Consider the following 16,298-nt stretch of genomic DNA (forward strand, 5'->3'; position numbering starts at 1 on the left):
CCTCCCTCAGTCCCAGTCCAGGCCGCCGCGCCGCCACACGTAGGCGTAAGCGACGAAGACCGCGACGATGAACATGACCATCTCCACGAAGCCGAAGATCGGCAGGGCGTCGAACGAGACCGCCCAGGGGTAGAGGAAGATGATCTCGATGTCGAAGACGATGAAGAGCATCGCCGTCAGGTAGAACTTGATCGGGAACCGACCGCCGCCGACCGGCTGCGGGCTCGGCTCGATGCCGCACTCGTACGCCTCGAGCTTGGCCTTGTTGAAGCGCCGGGGACCGGCGAAGCGGGCGGCGGCCACGGAGAACAGCGAGAACCCCGCGGCGAGGGCGAACAGCCCGATGATCGGTGCGTAAGGCGAGAGCGACATCTTTTCTCCTGCTCGTCCTTCCCCTGCCCCTGGTGCTTGACGAAAATCACACTATTCACGTCCCTCGCCGGGTCCTCCGGCGGGGGTCGATCTCTCTCCCCGTCCGGGCCGGCACCGGCCCGGACGTGGTCGTTCAGACGGCTGGCGCCGCCTTCGTCATCGCGTTGATGACCCGGTCCATCGCGTCCCCGCCCCGGGGGTCGGTCAGGTTGGCCAGCAGCTTGAGCACGAAGCGCATCAGGGTCGGGTGCGGCATGCCGTGCTTGGTGGCCATCCGCATGATCTCCGGACGGCCGATCAGCTTCACGAAGATCCCGCCGAGCCGGTAGTAGCCGCCGAACCGCGCCTTCAGCTCCGTCGGGTACGCCGCCAGCGCGCGCTCCCGCTCCGGGCCGGCGGGCCGGGCCAGCGCCTGCACCATCACCTCGGCAGCCAGCTCGCCGGACTCCATCGCGTACGCGATGCCCTCGCCGTTGAACGGGTTGACCATGCCGCCGGAGTCGCCGACCAGCAGCACGCCCCGGGTGTAGTGCGGAACCCGGTTGAAGCCCATCGGCAGCGCCGCGCCGAGGATCGGGCCCTCGGCGTTCGCCTCGTCGGTCATCCCCCAGTCCTCGGGGGTGTTGGCCAGCCAGTCGGTGAGCAGCCGGCGGTAGTTGGTCTTGCCGAAGGCCGAGGAGGAGTTGAGCACGCCCAGGCCGACGTTGACCCGGCCGTCGCCGAGGCCGAAGATCCAGCCGTAGCCGGGCAGCAGGTTGTCGCCGCTGTCCTTGCTGCGCAGCTCCAGCCAGGACTCCAGGTAGTTGTCGTCGTGCTTGGCCGGGGAGCGGTAGTAGCGCCGGACGGCCACGCCGATCGGCCGGTCCTCGCGCTTGGCCAGCCCGAGGGCGAGCGGGAAGCGGCCGGAGACGCCGTCGGCGGCGACCACCAGCGGCGCGCGGAAGGTGGCCGGCTCCTTCTCCGGGCCGACCTCCGCCTGCACGCCGATCACCCGGTCGTCGGCGTCGAGCACCGGACCGACCACGTTCACGCTGGTGCGCAGCTTGGCGCCGGCGGCGACCGCGCGCTGGGCGAGCAGGTCGTCGAAGTCCAGCCGGGTGCGGACCAGGCCGTAGTTGGGGAAGCTGGCCAGGTCGGGCCAGTCCAGTTCGAGGCGTACGCCGCCGCCGATCACCCGTAGGCCCTTGTTGTGCAGCCAACCCGCCTCGGGTGAGGTGTCCACACCCATCCGGACGAGCTGCCGTACGGCGCGCGGGGTGAGCCCGTCGCCGCAGACCTTCTCCCGAGGGAACTCGGTCTTCTCCAGCAGCAGCACACGCACGCCGTGCCGCGCCAGGTGGTACGCGGTCGCCGATCCTCCGGGACCGGCGCCCACGACGATCACGTCGGCGTCGTTCTCCACCGCGGTCATCTGCGCCTCCTCCCGCATGCTCGTGAAATGCTTCACAAGCCGATCGGGTTGGAGTCTATGACCGGCGTTACACCACTGCCGGATGAGGGGTACCTAACTCGCCGGAAATCCGCCGTTCGGCGTCCGTGCCGAGGTCAGGGGCGGGCCGGCGCGGCGGTGTCCAGGCCGGCGTCGACCCGGATCGTCTCGGGCAGGTGCTCGCGCAGCGCCCCGCCGGCGGCGCGGTCCAGCGCGGCGAGCACCTCGGCGACGACCTGCCGGACGTCCGCGGGATCCGCGCCGGCCAGCTCCTTGAGCTGGGCGATGAGTTCGGCGGCGTCCTCGTCGGTGGCCCCACCCACCTGCTCTGATCCCGTCATGGGGGCGAGCCTACGGGGCAAAGTGGACCAAAGACGGATATTCACGAAAGAAGGTTGTTTGACCGGATCGCCACCGGCCCGGCGTCGTCAATCGCGGATCGCCCGGTGCAGCGCCACCACGCCGCCGGTCAGGTTGCGCCAGGCCACCCGCCCCCAGCCGGCCGCACCGACCCGGGCGGCGAGCGCCGCCTGGTCGGGCCAGGCCCGGATCGACTCCGCCAGATAGACGTACGCGTCGGGATTGCTGGACACCGCGCGCGCCACCGTCGGCAGCGACCGCATCAGGTACGACAGGTAGACCGTGCGGAAGGCCGGGTTGACCGGGGTGCTGAACTCGCAGACCACCAGGCGGCCACCCGGCTTCGTCACCCGGGCCAGCTCGCGCAGCGCCGCGTCGGTGTCGTTGACGTTGCGCAGCGCGAAGGAGATGGTCACCGCGTCGAAGCTGGCGTCGGCGAAGGGCAGCTTCAGCGCGTCACCGGCCAGCAGCGGCACTCCCGGCCGGGTCCGCTTGCCGGCGTGCAGCATCCCCAGCGACAGGTCGGCGCCGATCGCGTACGCCCCGGACTGGGCCAGCTCCTCGGTCGAGACCCCGGTGCCCGCGCCGACGTCCAGCACCCGCTCCCCGGGCCGCAGGTCGAGCGCGGCCCGGGTGGCCCGCCGCCAGGACCGGTCCTGCCCGAAGGAGAGGACGGTGTTGGTCAGGTCGTAGCGGGCCGCCACGCCGTCGAACATCGCGGCGACCTCGTGCGGCTGCTTGTCCAGGCTGGCGCGTTGGCCCTGCGGAGTTCGGCTCACCCCTCCACTCTGCCAGCCCGGCTGCGCCCGACGGGCGCTGGGTCGGCCGGCCGGCGGGTACGCGAAAGGGCGGGATGGTCGCCCATCCCGCCCTCGCGTCGTTCGTCGGATCAGTCCTCGGACTTCTCGTCGCCCGGGGTCACCAGCACCACCTTGCGGCGGCGGGAGAGCACCAGCAGCGCGCCGCCCGCGAGCAGCACGGCGCCGCCGATGCCACCGATCAGGCCGACCTGCACGCCGGTCACCGGCAGGCCGCCGTCACCGCCACCGGTGCCGCCGCCCGAGGTCGGGGTCGCGGTCGGCTGGCCGCTCGGCGTGGCGGTGGGCTGGCCGGTCGGGCTCGGGCTCGGCGACGGCCCGGTGCTCAGGTCGACGAAGACGTCGAACTGGGCGGTGTTGTCCAGGTCGTCGGTCTCGGTGAACGCCCGGCGCTGGCCGAGGCTGGCGACCTGCGGCTCCTCCTCCGGCTGCCCCTGGGCGCCGTCGAGACCGGCGGCGAAGACGAAGCCCGGCCGGAGCACCTTCTCGGTGACGTCCGCGCCGACCTTCACGCGTACGTCAGAGGTGTAGAACTGGCCCGGCCGCAGCACCGCGCCGGCGTCCTCGCAGTACGCCTGGGCGAGCCCACCCAGCTCCTGCTCGACGCAGCCCTCGGGCACCTCGGCGAAGGTGACGCCGGCCGGCAGCGTGATGCCGTACGCGACGCCGGTCGCCTTCCGGCTGCCGTCGTTGTAGATCGCCCAGTCCAGCGGGGCGGTGTCGCCGGGCTTGACCGGCGTGAGACCCGACTCGCCGGCCTCGTCGCCGTCGACCGCCACGTCGGCGTACACGTCCTGCACCCAGGTGGTGAGGTCGTAGCCGGGTCGGGCGACGGTGATGTCGTGCTCGACGGTGTTGTTTTCCAGGTCGGGGTCGGCGGTCGCCGCGCTGATGGTGACCGTCAGCGTGCCGGCGTCGCCGCGGCCGCCCGTGGAGAAGAGCGGGATGCCGAAGTCCTCAGTGGTGCCGGCGGTCAGGTCGCCGAGCAGGCAGGTGAAGCGGGTGTCCTCGACCTCGCAGCCGTCCGGGACGACCACGCCGACCTTGCCGGCCTTGAGGCCCTTGGTCTCGACGGTGACCGCGACGTCCTTGGCGTCGACGGTGCCGCGCGTGTTGTCGACCTGGAACTTGAACGGCTTGGCCTTGGCCTCCTTGACGCCCTTGGCCAGCTCCTTGCTGATCGGGATCAGCTCGAGATCCGCCTGGTCGGCGGCGTACGCCGGGGCGGCGACGGTGGCGAGACCACCGACGGCGAGCAGGGCGACGGCACCGGCGCGCGCCAGGGCCGAGCGGTGGAACAGTGTCATCGATCCCCCGGGGTTAGGGACTGTGGAATGGGTTGCGGACCGAGCGGACGGTATCGGAGATCGACGGGCGTGCGCCAGCGCCGCCGCGCGATTCGCGGCCATCGGCGCCCGTCCGGACGAAACAGTGGGGGCGGGATGGTCACCCATCCCGCCCCCACTGCCGTGCGTTATATGTGAACGGCCCTCATGGGCCGATGGAGGACGTGCCCCCGGCTGCCCGCTTCCCGCCGCCGGCGAATCCCGCGAAGTAGCAGGTGCGTCGGCCGCACGTTAGCCGTCGCCGGCGCGGCCCCGCCATCCCTGCGCGCCGATCGTTTCCGAGCTGTGCCCCAGCCGTCACCAGGCGATTGTCCGGACCACCGGCCTTGCACCGATGCTCACCCGTCAACCGTCGTCCGAACGGCCGCCATGAATGCCCGTCCGACCCCCGCGGGCACGACTTCCGGTCGGTCGCGGCGGGATAGACCCGGGACGCGGCGCGGGGTGGGACGGCCGCCCGTCCCACCCCGCGTCCACCGGCCTCGTCGCGGCCGGTGGATCCACACCCGCCGGTCAGGCGGTCGGCTTCTCGTCGCCCGGGGTCACGAGCACCACCCGCCGACGCCGCGCCAGCACGAACAGCGCGCCACCGGCGGCCAGCACCGCGGCGCCGACGCCACCGATCAGGCCGGCCTGCGGACCGGTCACCGGCAGCCCGCCGCCGCCACCCTCGCCGCCGCCACCGCCGCCGGTCTTCGCTGCCACGATCACCGCGAAGTCGTCGCTGTTGTCGCTCGGGTCGACCTCGTGCGCCGGGACCAGCTTCATGATGGACGGCAGCTTCGGAGTGCCGGCCTTGACCGACGGCCGGTCCGCCGGCGCCTGGCCCAGGGCGGTCGCGGTCACCGTGCCGGGCTTGAGGGCGACCGGCGCCGCCACGTCGGCGGCGACGGTGATCGGCACGAAGATGTGCAGGTCGTCGCCGTCGGCGGTGAGCGCGAGGTTCTCGATCTCGCAGGTCGCCTTCCGGTTGCCGGTGGAGTGCTCGCAGTCGGTGAAGGTGGTGGCGAAGGTGACGCCGGTCGGCAGCTCCAGGGTCACCCGGAGGCCGTCGGTGGCGAGGTCACCCTGGTTGAAGATGTGACCGACGAGCACGGTGGTGTCGCCGGGACGCAGCGGCGGGAGGCCCTCGGTGTCGGGGTCGTACTCGTCCGGCCCGATGTGCTTGGTCACGTCGGGGACGCGCACGCCCAGGTCGACGCCGCTCTCCTCGGTGAACTCCACCTGCACGGTCCTGGTGTTGTTGTCCGGCGTGGTGTCGTCCGGCGAGACGAGGGTGATGGTGACCGGCGCCGAGTAGGCGCCCTCCACATTGTCCTTGAACACCAGCAGCGGCACCTCGGCGGTGCGACCCGGCGTCGGCAGGTTGCCGTCGAAGAGCGCGCACTGCCAGATGCGGCGGCCGTCGAGGGTGATCTCCTCGCAGTCGTCGGCCAGCGGGATCGCCTCGGCCTTGCTCGGGTCCAACTCGGTGACGTCCACGTTCACCTTGGCGCTGGACGCCTCGTTCGTACCCTTGTTGCTGATCTTGATGAAGGCGGCCTTGCCCTCGACGTTCGCGGCGACCCGGGTGCCGGCGACGTCGAGCGACAGGTCGGTGCCGGCCCCCTCGGCGTGCGCCGGGGTGCCGAGGGCGGTGAACACACCGGAGGCGAGCAGCGCGGCGGCGCCGAACCGCGCCAGCGGTCGGTGGCGGAAGATCATGGAATTTTCCCCCGTTGGGAAGAGCGGCCGGGTACGCCGCCGCACGCTAGCGGCCGTCGATCAGTCCCGCCACCCCGTGCCGGGCGGTCCGGCCGGGCATCATCCGCCGGAGCGCCCGGATTACCCAAGCTTGTGGGGACAGCCGCGACCGGCTTCTCGCCCGAACGGCCACCAGGAACACGCCACCCGGCAACCGCCGCCGGTCAACCGGCGTCCACCAGCGGCAACTGCCTGCCGGGACGCCGCCGGGCATGGCGATCGAGGAGAAGTGCGCGACCATTCGGGCACGACTTCCGGTCGGTCGCGGCGGGATGGACCCCGTGATACGGCGCGGGGTGGGACGGCAACCCGTCCCACCCGCGTCCACCGGCCTCGTCGCGGCCGGTCGGTCCCACTCCCGCCGGTCAGGCGGTCGGCTTCTCGTCGCCCGGAGTCACCAGGACCACCCGGCGGCGACGCGCCAGCACGAACATCGCGCCACCGGCGGCCAGCACCGCCGCGCCGACGCCACCGAGCAGGCCGGCCCGCGGACCGGTCACCGGCAGCCCGCCGCCGCCACCCTCGCCGCCGCCATCGCCGCCGCCATCGCCGCCGGTCTTCGCCGCCACGATCACCGCGAAGTTGTCGCTGTTGTCGCTCGGGTCCACGTCGGTGGCCAGCCCGGCCGGCGCCGTCGTGGTGAGGAACGAGGCCAGCTCGCTCGGGGTGTCGGCCAGGCTCCGCTCGGTGGCCGGCAGCGCGCCTCGCGAGCTGACCTCGACGGCGCCGCCGGTCAGGCTGACCGGAGCATCGACGTCGGCCGCCACCTTCACCGGGAAGACGCCGTACAGGTCGGCGCCGGGCTTGAGCCGGGTGAGGCCACTCCGGCAGTCGGCGGTACGCCGGTCGGCGGTGTACTCGCACTCCTTCAGGTCCTGGCTGAAGGTGACGCCCCTGGGCAGGGACATCTTCAGGTCGACCCCGTCGGCGATCATGTCGCCCTGGTTGAGGATGAGTGCGAAGACGGTCGTCTCGTCGCCCGGGTTCAGGGTCGACTTCTTCACGTCCGGCTCGCCGTCGGCCCGCCAGAAGACCTGGGTACGCACGTCCGGCGCCAGCACCAGCAGGTCCACGCCGCTCTCGGCGGTGAACTCCACCTGGGTGGTCCGGGAGTTGTTCGTGGTGTCGGTGTCGTTCTCCGACTGGATCTGGAACGTGACGGGCGCCGAGTAGTCGCCCGTCACCGCGTCGGTGTCCTTGAACGCGAGCGCCGGCAGCTCGAGGGTCGCGCCCGGCGTCGGGATCTCCTCCTTGGTCAGCGCGCACGCCCACGTGCGCCGCCCCTCGACCGTGATCTCCTCGCACTGTTCGAGCAGAGGTATGACGTCCACCTTGGCGGGGTCCAGCTTGGACACATCGACGGCGAGCACGACCTCGGTCGGCGTGTTCTCGCCCGTGTTGGAGAGCTTGGCGAAGGCGATCTTGCCCGGGGTGCCCGCCGCGACGCGGGTGCCCGCGACGTCCAGCGACAGGTCGGTGGCCGGGTTGTCGGCGTACGCCGGAGTGCCGAGGACGGTGAACGCGCCGGAGGCGAGCAGCGCGACGGCGCCCAGCCGCGCCAACGGCCGGTTACGGAAGATCATGGAAGGTTCCCCCCGTGGGAAAGCTGACAGGTACGCCGCAGGCTAGCGGCGCGTCATCCGCCGTGCTGTCCCGTGCGCCGTCCGGTCACCATTCCGACCGCCGCCGATCGCCGCGTCCCCGGACGGTATTCACGTACCCCCGGGGTGTCGGCTCGGGTCGCCGCCCGTCAGCGGGCGTCGACCAGCGGCAGCGACTTACCGGCGCCGCCGCCCGGCATGGCGATCGAGGAGAAGTGCGAGACCACCCGCTCGTCGGTCGGGTCGTCGGCCGGGGTGTGGTGCACCGCGAGGCGGCGGTAGAGGGTGTCCCGCTGGGCGGGGATCCGGCCGGCCGAACGGATCATGGCGATCAGCTCGTGCAGGTTGGAGCGGTGCCGCGCGCCGGCCGAGGAGATGACGTTCTCCTCCAGCATGATCGAGCCCAGGTCGTCCACGCCCATGTGCAGCGAGAGCTGGCCGACGTCCTTGCCGGTGGTCAGCCAGGACGCCTGCAGGTGCGGCACGGTTTCGAAGAAGAGCCGGGCCACCGCGACCAGCCGCAGGTACTCCAGCGTGGTCGCCTGGGTGCGGCCCTTGAGGTGGTTGTTCTCCGGCTGGTACGTCCACGGGATGAACGCCCGGAAGCCCTGGGTGCGGTCCTGCACGTCGCGGATCATCCGCAGGTGCTCGATCCGCTCGGCGTTGGTCTCGCCGGTGCCCATCATCATCGTCGCGGTCGACTCGATGCCCTGGCGGTGGGCCAGCTCCATGACCTCCAGCCAGCGCGCGCCGGACTCCTTGAGCGGGGCGATGGCCTTGCGCGGCCGGTCGGGCAGCATCTCGGCGCCGGCGCCGGCGATCGAGTCCAGCCCGGCCGCCTTGATCCGGGCGATGGCCTCGTCCAGACTCACGCCGGAGACCTTCGCCATGTGCAGGATCTCGCTCGGCCCGATCGAGTGGATGGCGAGCTGCGGGTACGCCTGCTTGACCGAGGAGAAGAGCTCCTCGTAGTACTCGACGCCGTAGTCCGGGTGGTGGCCGCCCTGGAGCATCACCTGGGTGGCCCCCAGCTCGACCGCCTCGCCGCACCGGCGCAGGATCTCCTCGGTCGGGTGGGTCCAGCCCTCCTTGTGCTTGGGGGCCCGGTAGAACGCGCAGAACTTGCACGCCGTCACGCAGACGTTGGTGTAGTTGATGTTGCGGTCGATCAGGTACGTGACGATGTCGTCCGGGTAGCGGCGTCGGCGTACCGCGTCCGCCGCCTCGCCCAGCGCGTGGAAGGGCGCCTCGGTGTAGAGCAGCAGGGCCTCCTCGGGCGTGATCCGCCCGCCGTCCGCGCCGCGCTGCAGGATGTCGTCGATCTCCCGGCTCACCGTCACGCCCCCGAGCCTACGTCGGCCGTGGTGAACCTCGTCGTGCCGGCCCCGACATGTGATGCGTCGCCAAGCATCCAACATATTTGGAAGATCGAAATAAGATATTTCCGGATCGCTTAACATCATGTCTCGCCAGACGCAAAGATTCCGCTGGCCCACATCGATGTCAGCGGAGGCGGACGTGAGCGAGATGGACACGGCTCCGGGCATTGCCGCCCGATGCCGAGCCGACGGTGGACTAACGGAAGCGACGCTCGGCGAGTTGCGGGACGAGCTGGGCTACCGAAAGCTCGGCCGCTGGGTCCTGGCGGAGATCGCCGAGACGCTCAGGGCGACCGGTCTCGGCTTCTTCCCTCCGCAGCGACTCAACGCCGAACTGAACACCGAGCCACGCCAATGGCAGACGGTCTGGATCTATGTCCGCGACGGTGGTCCCCGGGCACGAGTGATCGACGCGGTGCTGCAGCCCGATGACTGCAACGTTCGAGCGGAACTCGACGTCATCGGCACCAAGAACCTGGGCGCGCTGACCCCGCAACAGAAGCTCGAACGAATTCGGGACATCGTCAACGCCTGACCCGGAAGCTCTCCGCTCGCCAGAGGAAGGTCGACAGCTCCGTAAATGCGCACGTCTTCGTGGACGAGACGAAGGAGCGGGGCCTTCTCGTCGCCGCCGCAGTCGTGCTTCCCGCGGACCTGACCGCCGCCCGGCGCACGATTCGCGAGCTGATCCTCCCCGGTCAGCGCCGTATCCACTTTCACAAGGAGAGAGACGACAGGCGCCGACAGATCATCGACGCCCTTGCCACCCTGTCCGCGCATGCCGTGATCTTCGATGCGAAGGACCACCGAAACGCCAGAGCTGCTCGTGAAGCCTGCCTCGTCGAACTCGTGGAGTATGCAGCAAAGATCAGCGCCGCTCGTCTCGTCCTGGAACGCGACGACTCGACATTCCGGGCCGACCAGCGCCTGCTCTTCGAGCAGGTCAGGCAATCCGGGATGGCGGGCGCGCTCCGTTACGACCAGCTACGAGCTCACGAGGAATGCCTGCTGGCCATTCCCGACGCACTGGCCTGGTGCTGGGCCAAGGGTGGCCGATGGCGAAACTCCGTACGGCACATGGTCAGTGAATCGCGGCAGGTCTGACCCAGGCTGAGAAGCGCGAAACCCGGCTCACCCACCGTCCGGAAGGCTGCCGGGTCCACTTCCACGGAGCTACTGCCCCTGGCATTTGCAGGTTACCTCTGTCCGAAGCTTCCAGACAAGGCAACGCCGTGCTGGCGCGCTGGTTCAGCAGCTGACAAGCCAAAATTTGCTCGGTGCCACGGCTATGAACACGGATCAGGCGTCGTAGTCGACCGTGAGCCGGTCGGTGGTCGGGCTGGACTGGCAGGTCAGCACGTACCCGGCGGCCACCTCGTCCGGCTCCAGGGCGTAGTTGCGGGCCATCGTCACCGCCCCGTCGACGACCTTCGCCTTGCAGGTGGAGCAGACGCCGCCCTTGCAGGCGTACGGCAGCTCGCCGCGGACCTTGAGCGCCGCGTCCAGCACCCGCTCGTCGCGCCCCATCGTGAAGCTCGACGACCGCCCGTCGAGCAGGATCGTCACCTCCGCCCCGGCACCGGGTTCGTCACCGGGGCGGCGCACCGGCTCCGGCGGGGCGTCGACGTGGAACAGTTCGGTGTGCACCGCCGACTCCGGCAGGCCGCGCCCGGTCAGCAGCTCCCGGGCGGCCACCACCATGTCGTACGGGCCGCAGAGGAACCACTCCTCGATGGCGTCGCCGGGCACGATGGTCTCCAGCAGCCGGCCCAGCCGCTCGGCGTCGATCCGCCCCGACAGCAGCGGCGACTCGCCCTGCTCGCGGGAGAGCACGTGCACCAGGTGCAGCCGGGTCGGGTAGCGGTCCTTCAGGTCGGCCAGCTCCTCGGCGAACATCACCGTGTTGGCCGTGCGGTTGCCGTACACCAGGGTGAAGGTGCTGGCCGGCTCGACGGCCAGGGCGGTCGCGACCAGCGAGAGCACCGGGGTGACGCCGGAACCGGCGACGACCGCGCCGTAGTGCCGGACCCGCTCCGGCGCGAACGCCGTGGTGAAGTGCCCCAGCGGGGGCAGCACCTCGACGGTGTCGCCGCCGCGCAGCGCCCCGCAGGCGAACGCGGAGAACGCGCCGCCGGGGATCTCCCGCACGCCGATCCGCAGCCGCCCGTGCCGGGCCAGGTCGTCCGGGGTCGAGCAGATCGAGTACGACCGCCGCACGTCCGTCCCGTCCTCGGCCGCGCGCCGCACGGTGAGGTGCTGGCCGGCGGAGAACGCGAAGGTCTCCCGCAGCTCCTCGGGCACGGCGAAGGTGATCGCCACGGCGTCGTCGGTCAGCCGGTCGACGGCGGCGACGGTCAGCGGGTGGAAGGCCGGCCGACGGCGGACCGGTCGGGTGATGGTGACAGTCACAGCGCCTTCAGGTGGTCGAAGGGTTCGGAGCAGGAGCGGCAGCGCCAGAGGGCCTTGCACGCGGTGGAGCCGAAGCGGCTGACCTGCTCGGTCTCCGGGGAGCCGCAGCGCGGACAGCGGACGGCCAGGGTCAGCGGCACCACGGTCGCGGTCCGGGCCGGGGCGGGCGGGGCGATGCCGGCGGCGGCCAGCTTGGCCCGCCCGCTGTCGGAGATCCAGTCGGTGCTCCAGGCCGGGCTGTAGACCGTGCGCACCTCGGCGTCCGGGTGACCGGTGGCGGCCAGCGCCCGGCGGATGTCCGCGCGGATCACGTCCATCGCCGGGCAGCCGGTGTAGGTGGGGGTGATGGTCACGACGACCCGGCCGGTGGCCGGGTCCTCGTCGACCGCCCGCAGGATGCCGAGCTCGTCGATGGTGATGACCCGGATCTCCGGGTCCACCACCGCCGCCACGGCCGCCCTGGGGTCGGTCACCACCGGGCTCCGGGGTGCGCGCGGTGCAGCACCTGCATCTCGGCGAGCAGGTACGACAGGTGCTCGGTGTGCACGCCGGCGCGCCCGCCGGCCGGCGCCCAGCCGGTCTCCGGGCGGGTCAGCGTCGCCTCGTCGAGCACGGCGGACACGGTGGTGTCGAAGTCGGCCCGCAGGGTGGCCGGGTCCACCGGCGCCGCCGGATCCGCCGTGAACAGCTCGTGGTGGTACGGCCAGATCTGGTCCAGCGCGGCCTGGGCCCGGCGGCGCGACTCCTCGGTGCCGTCGCCGAGCCGCTTCACCCACAGCGAGCTGTGGTCCAGGTGGTAGGCGGACTCCTTGCGCGCCTTGGCGCCGATCGCGGCCAGCCGCTCGTCGGCGCACCCGGCCAGCGCGGTGTACAGCGGCAGCTGGTACGCCGAGAGCAGCAGCAGCTTGACCATGGTCACCGCGAAGTCGCCGTTGGGCAGCTCCACCAGCAGGCAGTTGCGGAACTCGCGGTCGTCGCGCAGGTACGCCAGCGCGTCCTCGTCCCGGCCGGCGCCCTCCAGCTCGCCCGCGTACGACAGCAGCAGGCGGGCCGCGCCGAGCTGGTCGAGGGCGATGTTGGCCAGCGCGATGTCCTCCTCCATCTCCGGCGCGCGGGTGGCCCACTCGCCGAGCCGCTGCGCGGCGACCAGCGCGTCGTCGGCGAGCGCGAGGGTGAAGTCGAAGAGACCGTTCACAGGTGCGCCACCCCGTCCGGCACCTCGTAGAAGGTGGGGTGGCGGTAGACCTTGTCGGCGGCCGGGTCGAAGAAGGCGTCCTTCTCGTCCGGGCTGGACGCGGTGATGGCGCTCGCCGGCACCACCCAGATCGACACCCCCTCCTGGCGGCGGGTGTAGAGGTCGCGAGCGTTGCGCAGGGCCAGCTCGGCGTCCGGGGCGTGCAGGCTGCCGACGTGGGTGTGCGACAGCCCGCGCCGGGCCCGGACGAACACCTCCCACAGCGGCGAGGACTCCTTGCTCATGCGGCCACCTTCTCCCTCTGCTGCGCCCGCTTGGCGGCGTACGCCGCGGCGGCCTCCCGTACCCAGGCGCCCTCGGCCTGGGCACGGCGGCGGTGTTCCATCCGCTGCCGGTTGCACGGGCCCTCGCCCTTGATCACCCGCATCAGCTCGTCGTAGTCCGGCTGGGTGTAGTCGTAGGCCTGGCGCTCGTCGTTCCAGCGCAGGTCGGGGTCGGGCAGGGTGAGGCCGAGGATCTCGGCCTGCTGCACGCACATGTCCACGAAGCGCTGGCGCAGCTCGTCGTTGGAGAAGCGCTTGATCTTCCAGGCCATCGACTGCGCGGAGTGGGTCGAGTCGCCGTCCGGCGGGCCGAACATCGCCAGTGACGGGTACCACCAGCGGTCGACGGCGTCCTGCGCCATCGCCTTCTGCGCGGGGGTGCCGTGGGCCAGCGTGTGCAGGATCTCGTAGCCCTGCCGCTGGTGGAACGACTCCTCCTTGCAGACCCGGATCATCGCCCGCGCGTACGGGCCGTACGAGCAGCGGCACAGCGGCACCTGGTTGACGATCGCGGCGCCGTCCACCAGCCAGCCGATCGCGCCGACGTCGGCCCAGGTCAGCGTCGGGTAGTTGAAGATCGAGCTGTACTTCTGCCGCCCGTTGAGCAGCATCTCGACCAGTTCGTCCCGGCTGATGCCGAGGGTCTCGGCCGCCGCGTAGAGGTAGAGCCCGTGGCCGGCCTCGTCCTGCACCTTGGCCAGCAGGATCGCCTTGCGCTTGAGCGAGGGGGCGCGGCTGATCCAGTTCCCCTCGGGCTGCATACCGATGATCTCGGAGTGCGCGTGCTGGGCGATCTGCCGGATCAACGTCCGGCGGTACGCCTCGGGCATCCAGTCGCGCGGCTCGATCTTCTGGTCCGCGTCGATGACCTCGGCGAAGTAGGCCGCCAGGTCAGCACCGGGCTCCGGAGCGCCGCGCCGACCGCGCGCCGCCGCCTCGCGCAGCGCCGCCTCGGCCGCCTCGACCTGACCGAGCAGGTCACCACCGGGAGCGTCCCCCTCGGCGGCGAAGTCGTTGCCATACATGGCCCAAGTGTTACAGCTCATCCCCGACGGCACCAGAGGGTGTAACAGGATTGCGAGAAGCCTTTGCGTCACCGGACAGCCGCTCTGGGTGGACACCTGCACCGGCTGCGCGCTGTGACATGCGTCACTTACCGAAGATGAATCCTCCCAAGGGCGGCAAACCTGCTGTTTATCCCGGGTTCACGGCAAGTTGCCGTGCGTCGGGTTCTGGCGAGTCGCCCGTCCGGACGTAGACTTCCCCCGGTCACCACCGATCGGCTGCTGACGATCGCACCACCACGACGGCCATCCCCCGGCCTCAGCGGTCGAGCCGACCCATGCGGAAACAGCCGGTCCCCCCGGCCCTGACATCTGGAGCTCACCCACTCATGCGATCTCGCGTGACCATGGTGCTCGCCGTCTTGGCGGTCCTGCTCGGCGCCGGCCTGCTGGTGCCCACCGCGTACGCGAAGCTGGCCGGCGACGGCAGCGGCCTCGGCGGCATCGGTGGCGGCACGGCCGAGCAGGTCCCCGCGCCGACGCCCACCGCGCCCCCGCCGCCGACGCTGGCCGCCGGCCCGGTCTCGGTGAACTTCAAGGGCGAGTTCTTCGGCTGGGCCCTGATGGACCGGCAGACCGGGAAGATCTCCGGCTCGAAGAACATGGCCTCGACCAGCTCGACCGAGTCGATGCTCAAGGCCTGGATCGTCTCCGACTACCTGCGCCAGCTCGGCGACAAGGAGCCCTCGGCCTCGCTCAAGAAGGACGCGAGCCTCGCGATCCGGGACAGCAACGACGACGCGGCGAACCGGGTCTACAAGGCCGCCGGCGGCTCGTACAAGGTGCCGGGGGGCGGCCAGCCCGGCCCGGTGGTCAAGCGGGCGATCAGCATCTGCGGCCTCACCGACACCAAGCGCGGCAACGTGCCCAGCTACGAGGGCTGGTGGAGCTTCACCCGGATGTCCCCCCGGGACGCGGTCCGGCTCGGCGACTGCATCGCCGACGGCAAGGCGGCCGGCCCGAAGTGGACCAAGTGGGTGCTCAACGAGATGGCGCAGGTCCGCGGCAGCGTCAAGGTGCAGCAGGCCAGGTCCGGCGGCGGCAAGTGGGGCATCGTCGACGGCCTGCCCGCCGAGATCAAGGCGCAGGGCCCGGTCGCCATCAAGAACGGCTGGACCGCCCTGAACTACGACGGCAACTGGCACGTCAGCTGCCTCGCGGTCACCGACAAGTGGAGCCTCGCGGTGATGCTGCGCTACCCGCAGGGCAGCAAGCTGGAGTACGGCGCGAAGGTCTGCGCCAGCGTCGCGACCCAGTTGGTCACGCCGCAGCCCGGTGCGGCGCTGAAGGTGCCGCAGCAGCCGGTCGGGAAGCTCTGATGGCCGGCAGCCGCCGTGGAGGCCGGCGGAACGCCACGCCACTGACGCTGGCCGCCGTCGCCGCCATCCTGATCGGCCTGGTGCTGGTGTCACTGCGGCTGCTGCCCGGCTCACCGCTGCAGTCGGCCGCCGCCTCGCACTGGGGTGAGGCGACCCAGGACCGCTCCACCGGCGAGCCCACCGACCGCAGCAACCGCCCGAAGCCGACCCCGTCCCCGACGCCGTCCCTGGAGCCGCTGCCGTTCGGGGACGAGCAGATCGACCTCGACATCAAGGGCTGGTACGGCTGGAGCGTGCTGGACACCCGGACCGGGAAGATCATCGGCTCGGAGAACATGGACGAGACCAGCACCACCGCGTCGCTGATCAAGTCCTGGATCGTCGCCGACTACCTGCGCCGGGCCGACGACGCCGGCCAGCAGCCGAGCCAGGCCAAGCTCGCCGAGGCCACCCGGATCATCCGGGACAGTGACAACACCCTCGCCGAGAAGTTCTACAACAGCGTCGGGCGGTCCCCCTCGATCAAGCGGATGGTCTCCATCTGCAAGACCACCGACAGCAGCCCGGCCGCGGACGGCGGCTGGAGTCGGACGAACCTCTCCCCCCGGGACACCGCCCGGCTCGGTGCGTGCATCAAGGACGGTCGCGCCGCCGGCCCGAAGTGGACCAACTGGCTGCTCAACGAGATGCGGCAGGTGCGCGGCGATGGTGACTTCGGGATCCGCAAGGCGTTCCCCGAGGCCGAGCGGAAGACCATCGCCATCAAGAACGGCTGGGTCGACCGGACCCGCGAGCAGGAGATGCACATCAACTGCCTGGCCATCGGCGACAACTGGACGATGGGCGTGATGGTCCGCTACCCGATCGGCATGGGCTACGCGTACGGCATGAAGAACTGCCAGAAGATCACCGAGGCGGTGCTCCGGTCGGGCACCTGAGC

Annotated in this window: 17 protein-coding genes; 4 read left to right on the forward strand and 13 right to left on the reverse strand. The window is 71.1% G+C overall.

The window, feature by feature from the left end; translation table 11 throughout:
* Positions 1 to 6: 6 nt before the first annotated feature.
* From V6U89_RS12550 to mqnC, 8 genes are all read right to left on the reverse strand, one after another.
* The gene (locus V6U89_RS12550) at positions 7 to 372 is read right to left on the reverse strand and encodes an NADH-quinone oxidoreductase subunit A (protein WP_088959279.1); all 366 of its coding nucleotides are present in this window, start codon (positions 370 to 372) and stop codon (positions 7 to 9) included.
* A gap of 133 nt (positions 373 to 505) precedes the next feature.
* The gene (locus tag V6U89_RS12555) at positions 506 to 1,783 is read right to left on the reverse strand and encodes a geranylgeranyl reductase family protein (RefSeq protein ID WP_334571103.1); all 1,278 of its coding nucleotides are present in this window, start codon (positions 1,781 to 1,783) and stop codon (positions 506 to 508) included.
* A 134-nt stretch (positions 1,784 to 1,917) separates the two neighbouring features.
* Positions 1,918 to 2,142 carry a hypothetical protein gene (locus tag V6U89_RS12560; RefSeq protein ID WP_334571104.1) on the reverse strand — a complete coding sequence of 75 codons (225 nt, stop codon included), beginning with the start codon at positions 2,140 to 2,142 and terminating at the stop codon, positions 1,918 to 1,920.
* Positions 2,143 to 2,229: 87 nt separating this feature from the next.
* The gene (locus tag V6U89_RS12565) at positions 2,230 to 2,940 is read right to left on the reverse strand and encodes a demethylmenaquinone methyltransferase (protein ID WP_154940367.1); all 711 of its coding nucleotides are present in this window, start codon (positions 2,938 to 2,940) and stop codon (positions 2,230 to 2,232) included.
* 110 nt (positions 2,941 to 3,050) lie between these two features.
* Positions 3,051 to 4,286, reverse strand: a complete 1,236-nt coding sequence (locus tag V6U89_RS12570) for an LPXTG cell wall anchor domain-containing protein (protein WP_334571106.1) — start codon at positions 4,284 to 4,286, stop codon at positions 3,051 to 3,053.
* Positions 4,287 to 4,838: 552 nt separating this feature from the next.
* Positions 4,839 to 6,029: a hypothetical protein gene (locus V6U89_RS12575; protein ID WP_334571107.1), complete on the reverse strand. Its 1,191-nt coding sequence runs from the start codon at positions 6,027 to 6,029 to the stop codon at positions 4,839 to 4,841.
* A 404-nt stretch (positions 6,030 to 6,433) separates the two neighbouring features.
* On the reverse strand, positions 6,434 to 7,651 hold the full coding sequence (locus V6U89_RS12580; RefSeq protein ID WP_334571109.1) for a cell wall anchor protein: 1,218 nt from the start codon (positions 7,649 to 7,651) through the stop codon (positions 6,434 to 6,436).
* A gap of 167 nt (positions 7,652 to 7,818) precedes the next feature.
* Positions 7,819 to 9,009 carry a cyclic dehypoxanthinyl futalosine synthase gene (gene mqnC, locus V6U89_RS12585; RefSeq protein ID WP_334571111.1) on the reverse strand — a complete coding sequence of 397 codons (1,191 nt, stop codon included), beginning with the start codon at positions 9,007 to 9,009 and terminating at the stop codon, positions 7,819 to 7,821.
* 178 nt (positions 9,010 to 9,187) lie between these two features.
* Between mqnC and V6U89_RS12590 the strand changes: the two genes are divergently transcribed.
* On the forward strand, positions 9,188 to 9,583 hold the full coding sequence (locus tag V6U89_RS12590) for a hypothetical protein (RefSeq protein WP_334571112.1): 396 nt from the start codon (positions 9,188 to 9,190) through the stop codon (positions 9,581 to 9,583).
* Positions 9,584 to 9,642: 59 nt separating this feature from the next.
* Positions 9,643 to 10,152 carry a hypothetical protein gene (locus tag V6U89_RS12595; protein ID WP_334571113.1) on the forward strand — a complete coding sequence of 170 codons (510 nt, stop codon included), beginning with the start codon at positions 9,643 to 9,645 and terminating at the stop codon, positions 10,150 to 10,152.
* A gap of 195 nt (positions 10,153 to 10,347) precedes the next feature.
* On the opposite strand, the gene paaE is transcribed toward V6U89_RS12595, so the two are convergent.
* Genes paaE through paaA form a run of 5 tightly spaced genes read right to left on the reverse strand, consistent with a single transcriptional unit; the run spans position 10,348 to position 14,000 of the window.
* Positions 10,348 to 11,457, reverse strand: coding sequence for a 1,2-phenylacetyl-CoA epoxidase subunit PaaE (gene paaE / locus V6U89_RS12600; protein ID WP_334571114.1), 1,110 nt, complete (start codon positions 11,455 to 11,457; stop codon positions 10,348 to 10,350).
* Entirely contained in the window at positions 11,454 to 11,930 is a 477-nt protein-coding gene (gene paaD, locus V6U89_RS12605; RefSeq protein WP_238447717.1) for a 1,2-phenylacetyl-CoA epoxidase subunit PaaD, read from the reverse strand. Before paaD ends, paaE begins: the two co-directional genes overlap by 4 nt.
* Positions 11,927 to 12,652, reverse strand: a complete 726-nt coding sequence (paaC, locus tag V6U89_RS12610) for a 1,2-phenylacetyl-CoA epoxidase subunit PaaC (RefSeq protein WP_334571115.1) — start codon at positions 12,650 to 12,652, stop codon at positions 11,927 to 11,929. Before paaC ends, paaD begins: the two co-directional genes overlap by 4 nt.
* On the reverse strand, positions 12,649 to 12,936 hold the full coding sequence (gene paaB / locus V6U89_RS12615) for a 1,2-phenylacetyl-CoA epoxidase subunit PaaB (RefSeq protein ID WP_088959289.1): 288 nt from the start codon (positions 12,934 to 12,936) through the stop codon (positions 12,649 to 12,651). The genes paaC and paaB overlap by 4 nt, the downstream gene beginning before the upstream one ends.
* The gene (gene paaA, locus V6U89_RS12620) at positions 12,933 to 14,000 is read right to left on the reverse strand and encodes a 1,2-phenylacetyl-CoA epoxidase subunit PaaA (protein WP_334571117.1); all 1,068 of its coding nucleotides are present in this window, start codon (positions 13,998 to 14,000) and stop codon (positions 12,933 to 12,935) included. Before paaA ends, paaB begins: the two co-directional genes overlap by 4 nt.
* A gap of 368 nt (positions 14,001 to 14,368) precedes the next feature.
* Here paaA and V6U89_RS12625 point away from each other — a divergent pair, with 368 nt between their 5' ends.
* Together V6U89_RS12625 and V6U89_RS12630 are read left to right on the forward strand one after the other, a co-directional pair.
* Positions 14,369 to 15,358: a hypothetical protein gene (locus tag V6U89_RS12625; RefSeq protein WP_334571118.1), complete on the forward strand. Its 990-nt coding sequence runs from the start codon at positions 14,369 to 14,371 to the stop codon at positions 15,356 to 15,358.
* Complete coding sequence (locus tag V6U89_RS12630) at positions 15,358 to 16,296, forward strand: hypothetical protein (protein ID WP_334571119.1); 939 nt, start codon at positions 15,358 to 15,360, stop codon at positions 16,294 to 16,296. The genes V6U89_RS12625 and V6U89_RS12630 overlap by 1 nt, the downstream gene beginning before the upstream one ends.
* Positions 16,297 to 16,298: the final 2 nt, after the last annotated feature.

It is taken from the genome of Micromonospora sp. CPCC 206171 (assembly GCF_036906755.1).
Taxonomy (GTDB): Bacteria; Actinomycetota; Actinomycetes; order Mycobacteriales; family Micromonosporaceae; genus Micromonospora; species Micromonospora purpureochromogenes.

Bases quoted from the DNA above. Each gene is read 5' to 3' on its own strand.
- V6U89_RS12580 (WP_334571109.1), bottom strand. From the start codon at position 7,651: ATGATCTTCCGTAACCGGCCGTTGGCGCGGCTGGGCGCCGTCGCGCTG.
- V6U89_RS12550 (WP_088959279.1), bottom strand. From the start codon at position 372: ATGTCGCTCTCGCCTTACGCACCGATCATCGGGCTGTTCGCCCTCGCC.
- V6U89_RS12570 (WP_334571106.1), bottom strand. From the start codon at position 4,286: ATGACACTGTTCCACCGCTCGGCCCTGGCGCGCGCCGGTGCCGTCGCC.
- V6U89_RS12555 (WP_334571103.1), bottom strand. From the start codon at position 1,783: ATGACCGCGGTGGAGAACGACGCCGACGTGATCGTCGTGGGCGCCGGT.
- V6U89_RS12625 (WP_334571118.1), top strand. From the start codon at position 14,369: ATGCGATCTCGCGTGACCATGGTGCTCGCCGTCTTGGCGGTCCTGCTC.
- V6U89_RS12630 (WP_334571119.1), top strand. From the start codon at position 15,358: ATGGCCGGCAGCCGCCGTGGAGGCCGGCGGAACGCCACGCCACTGACG.
- paaB (WP_088959289.1), bottom strand. From the start codon at position 12,936: ATGAGCAAGGAGTCCTCGCCGCTGTGGGAGGTGTTCGTCCGGGCCCGG.
- paaA (WP_334571117.1), bottom strand. From the start codon at position 14,000: ATGTATGGCAACGACTTCGCCGCCGAGGGGGACGCTCCCGGTGGTGAC.
- V6U89_RS12575 (WP_334571107.1), bottom strand. From the start codon at position 6,029: ATGATCTTCCGCCACCGACCGCTGGCGCGGTTCGGCGCCGCCGCGCTG.
- V6U89_RS12560 (WP_334571104.1), bottom strand. From the start codon at position 2,142: ATGACGGGATCAGAGCAGGTGGGTGGGGCCACCGACGAGGACGCCGCC.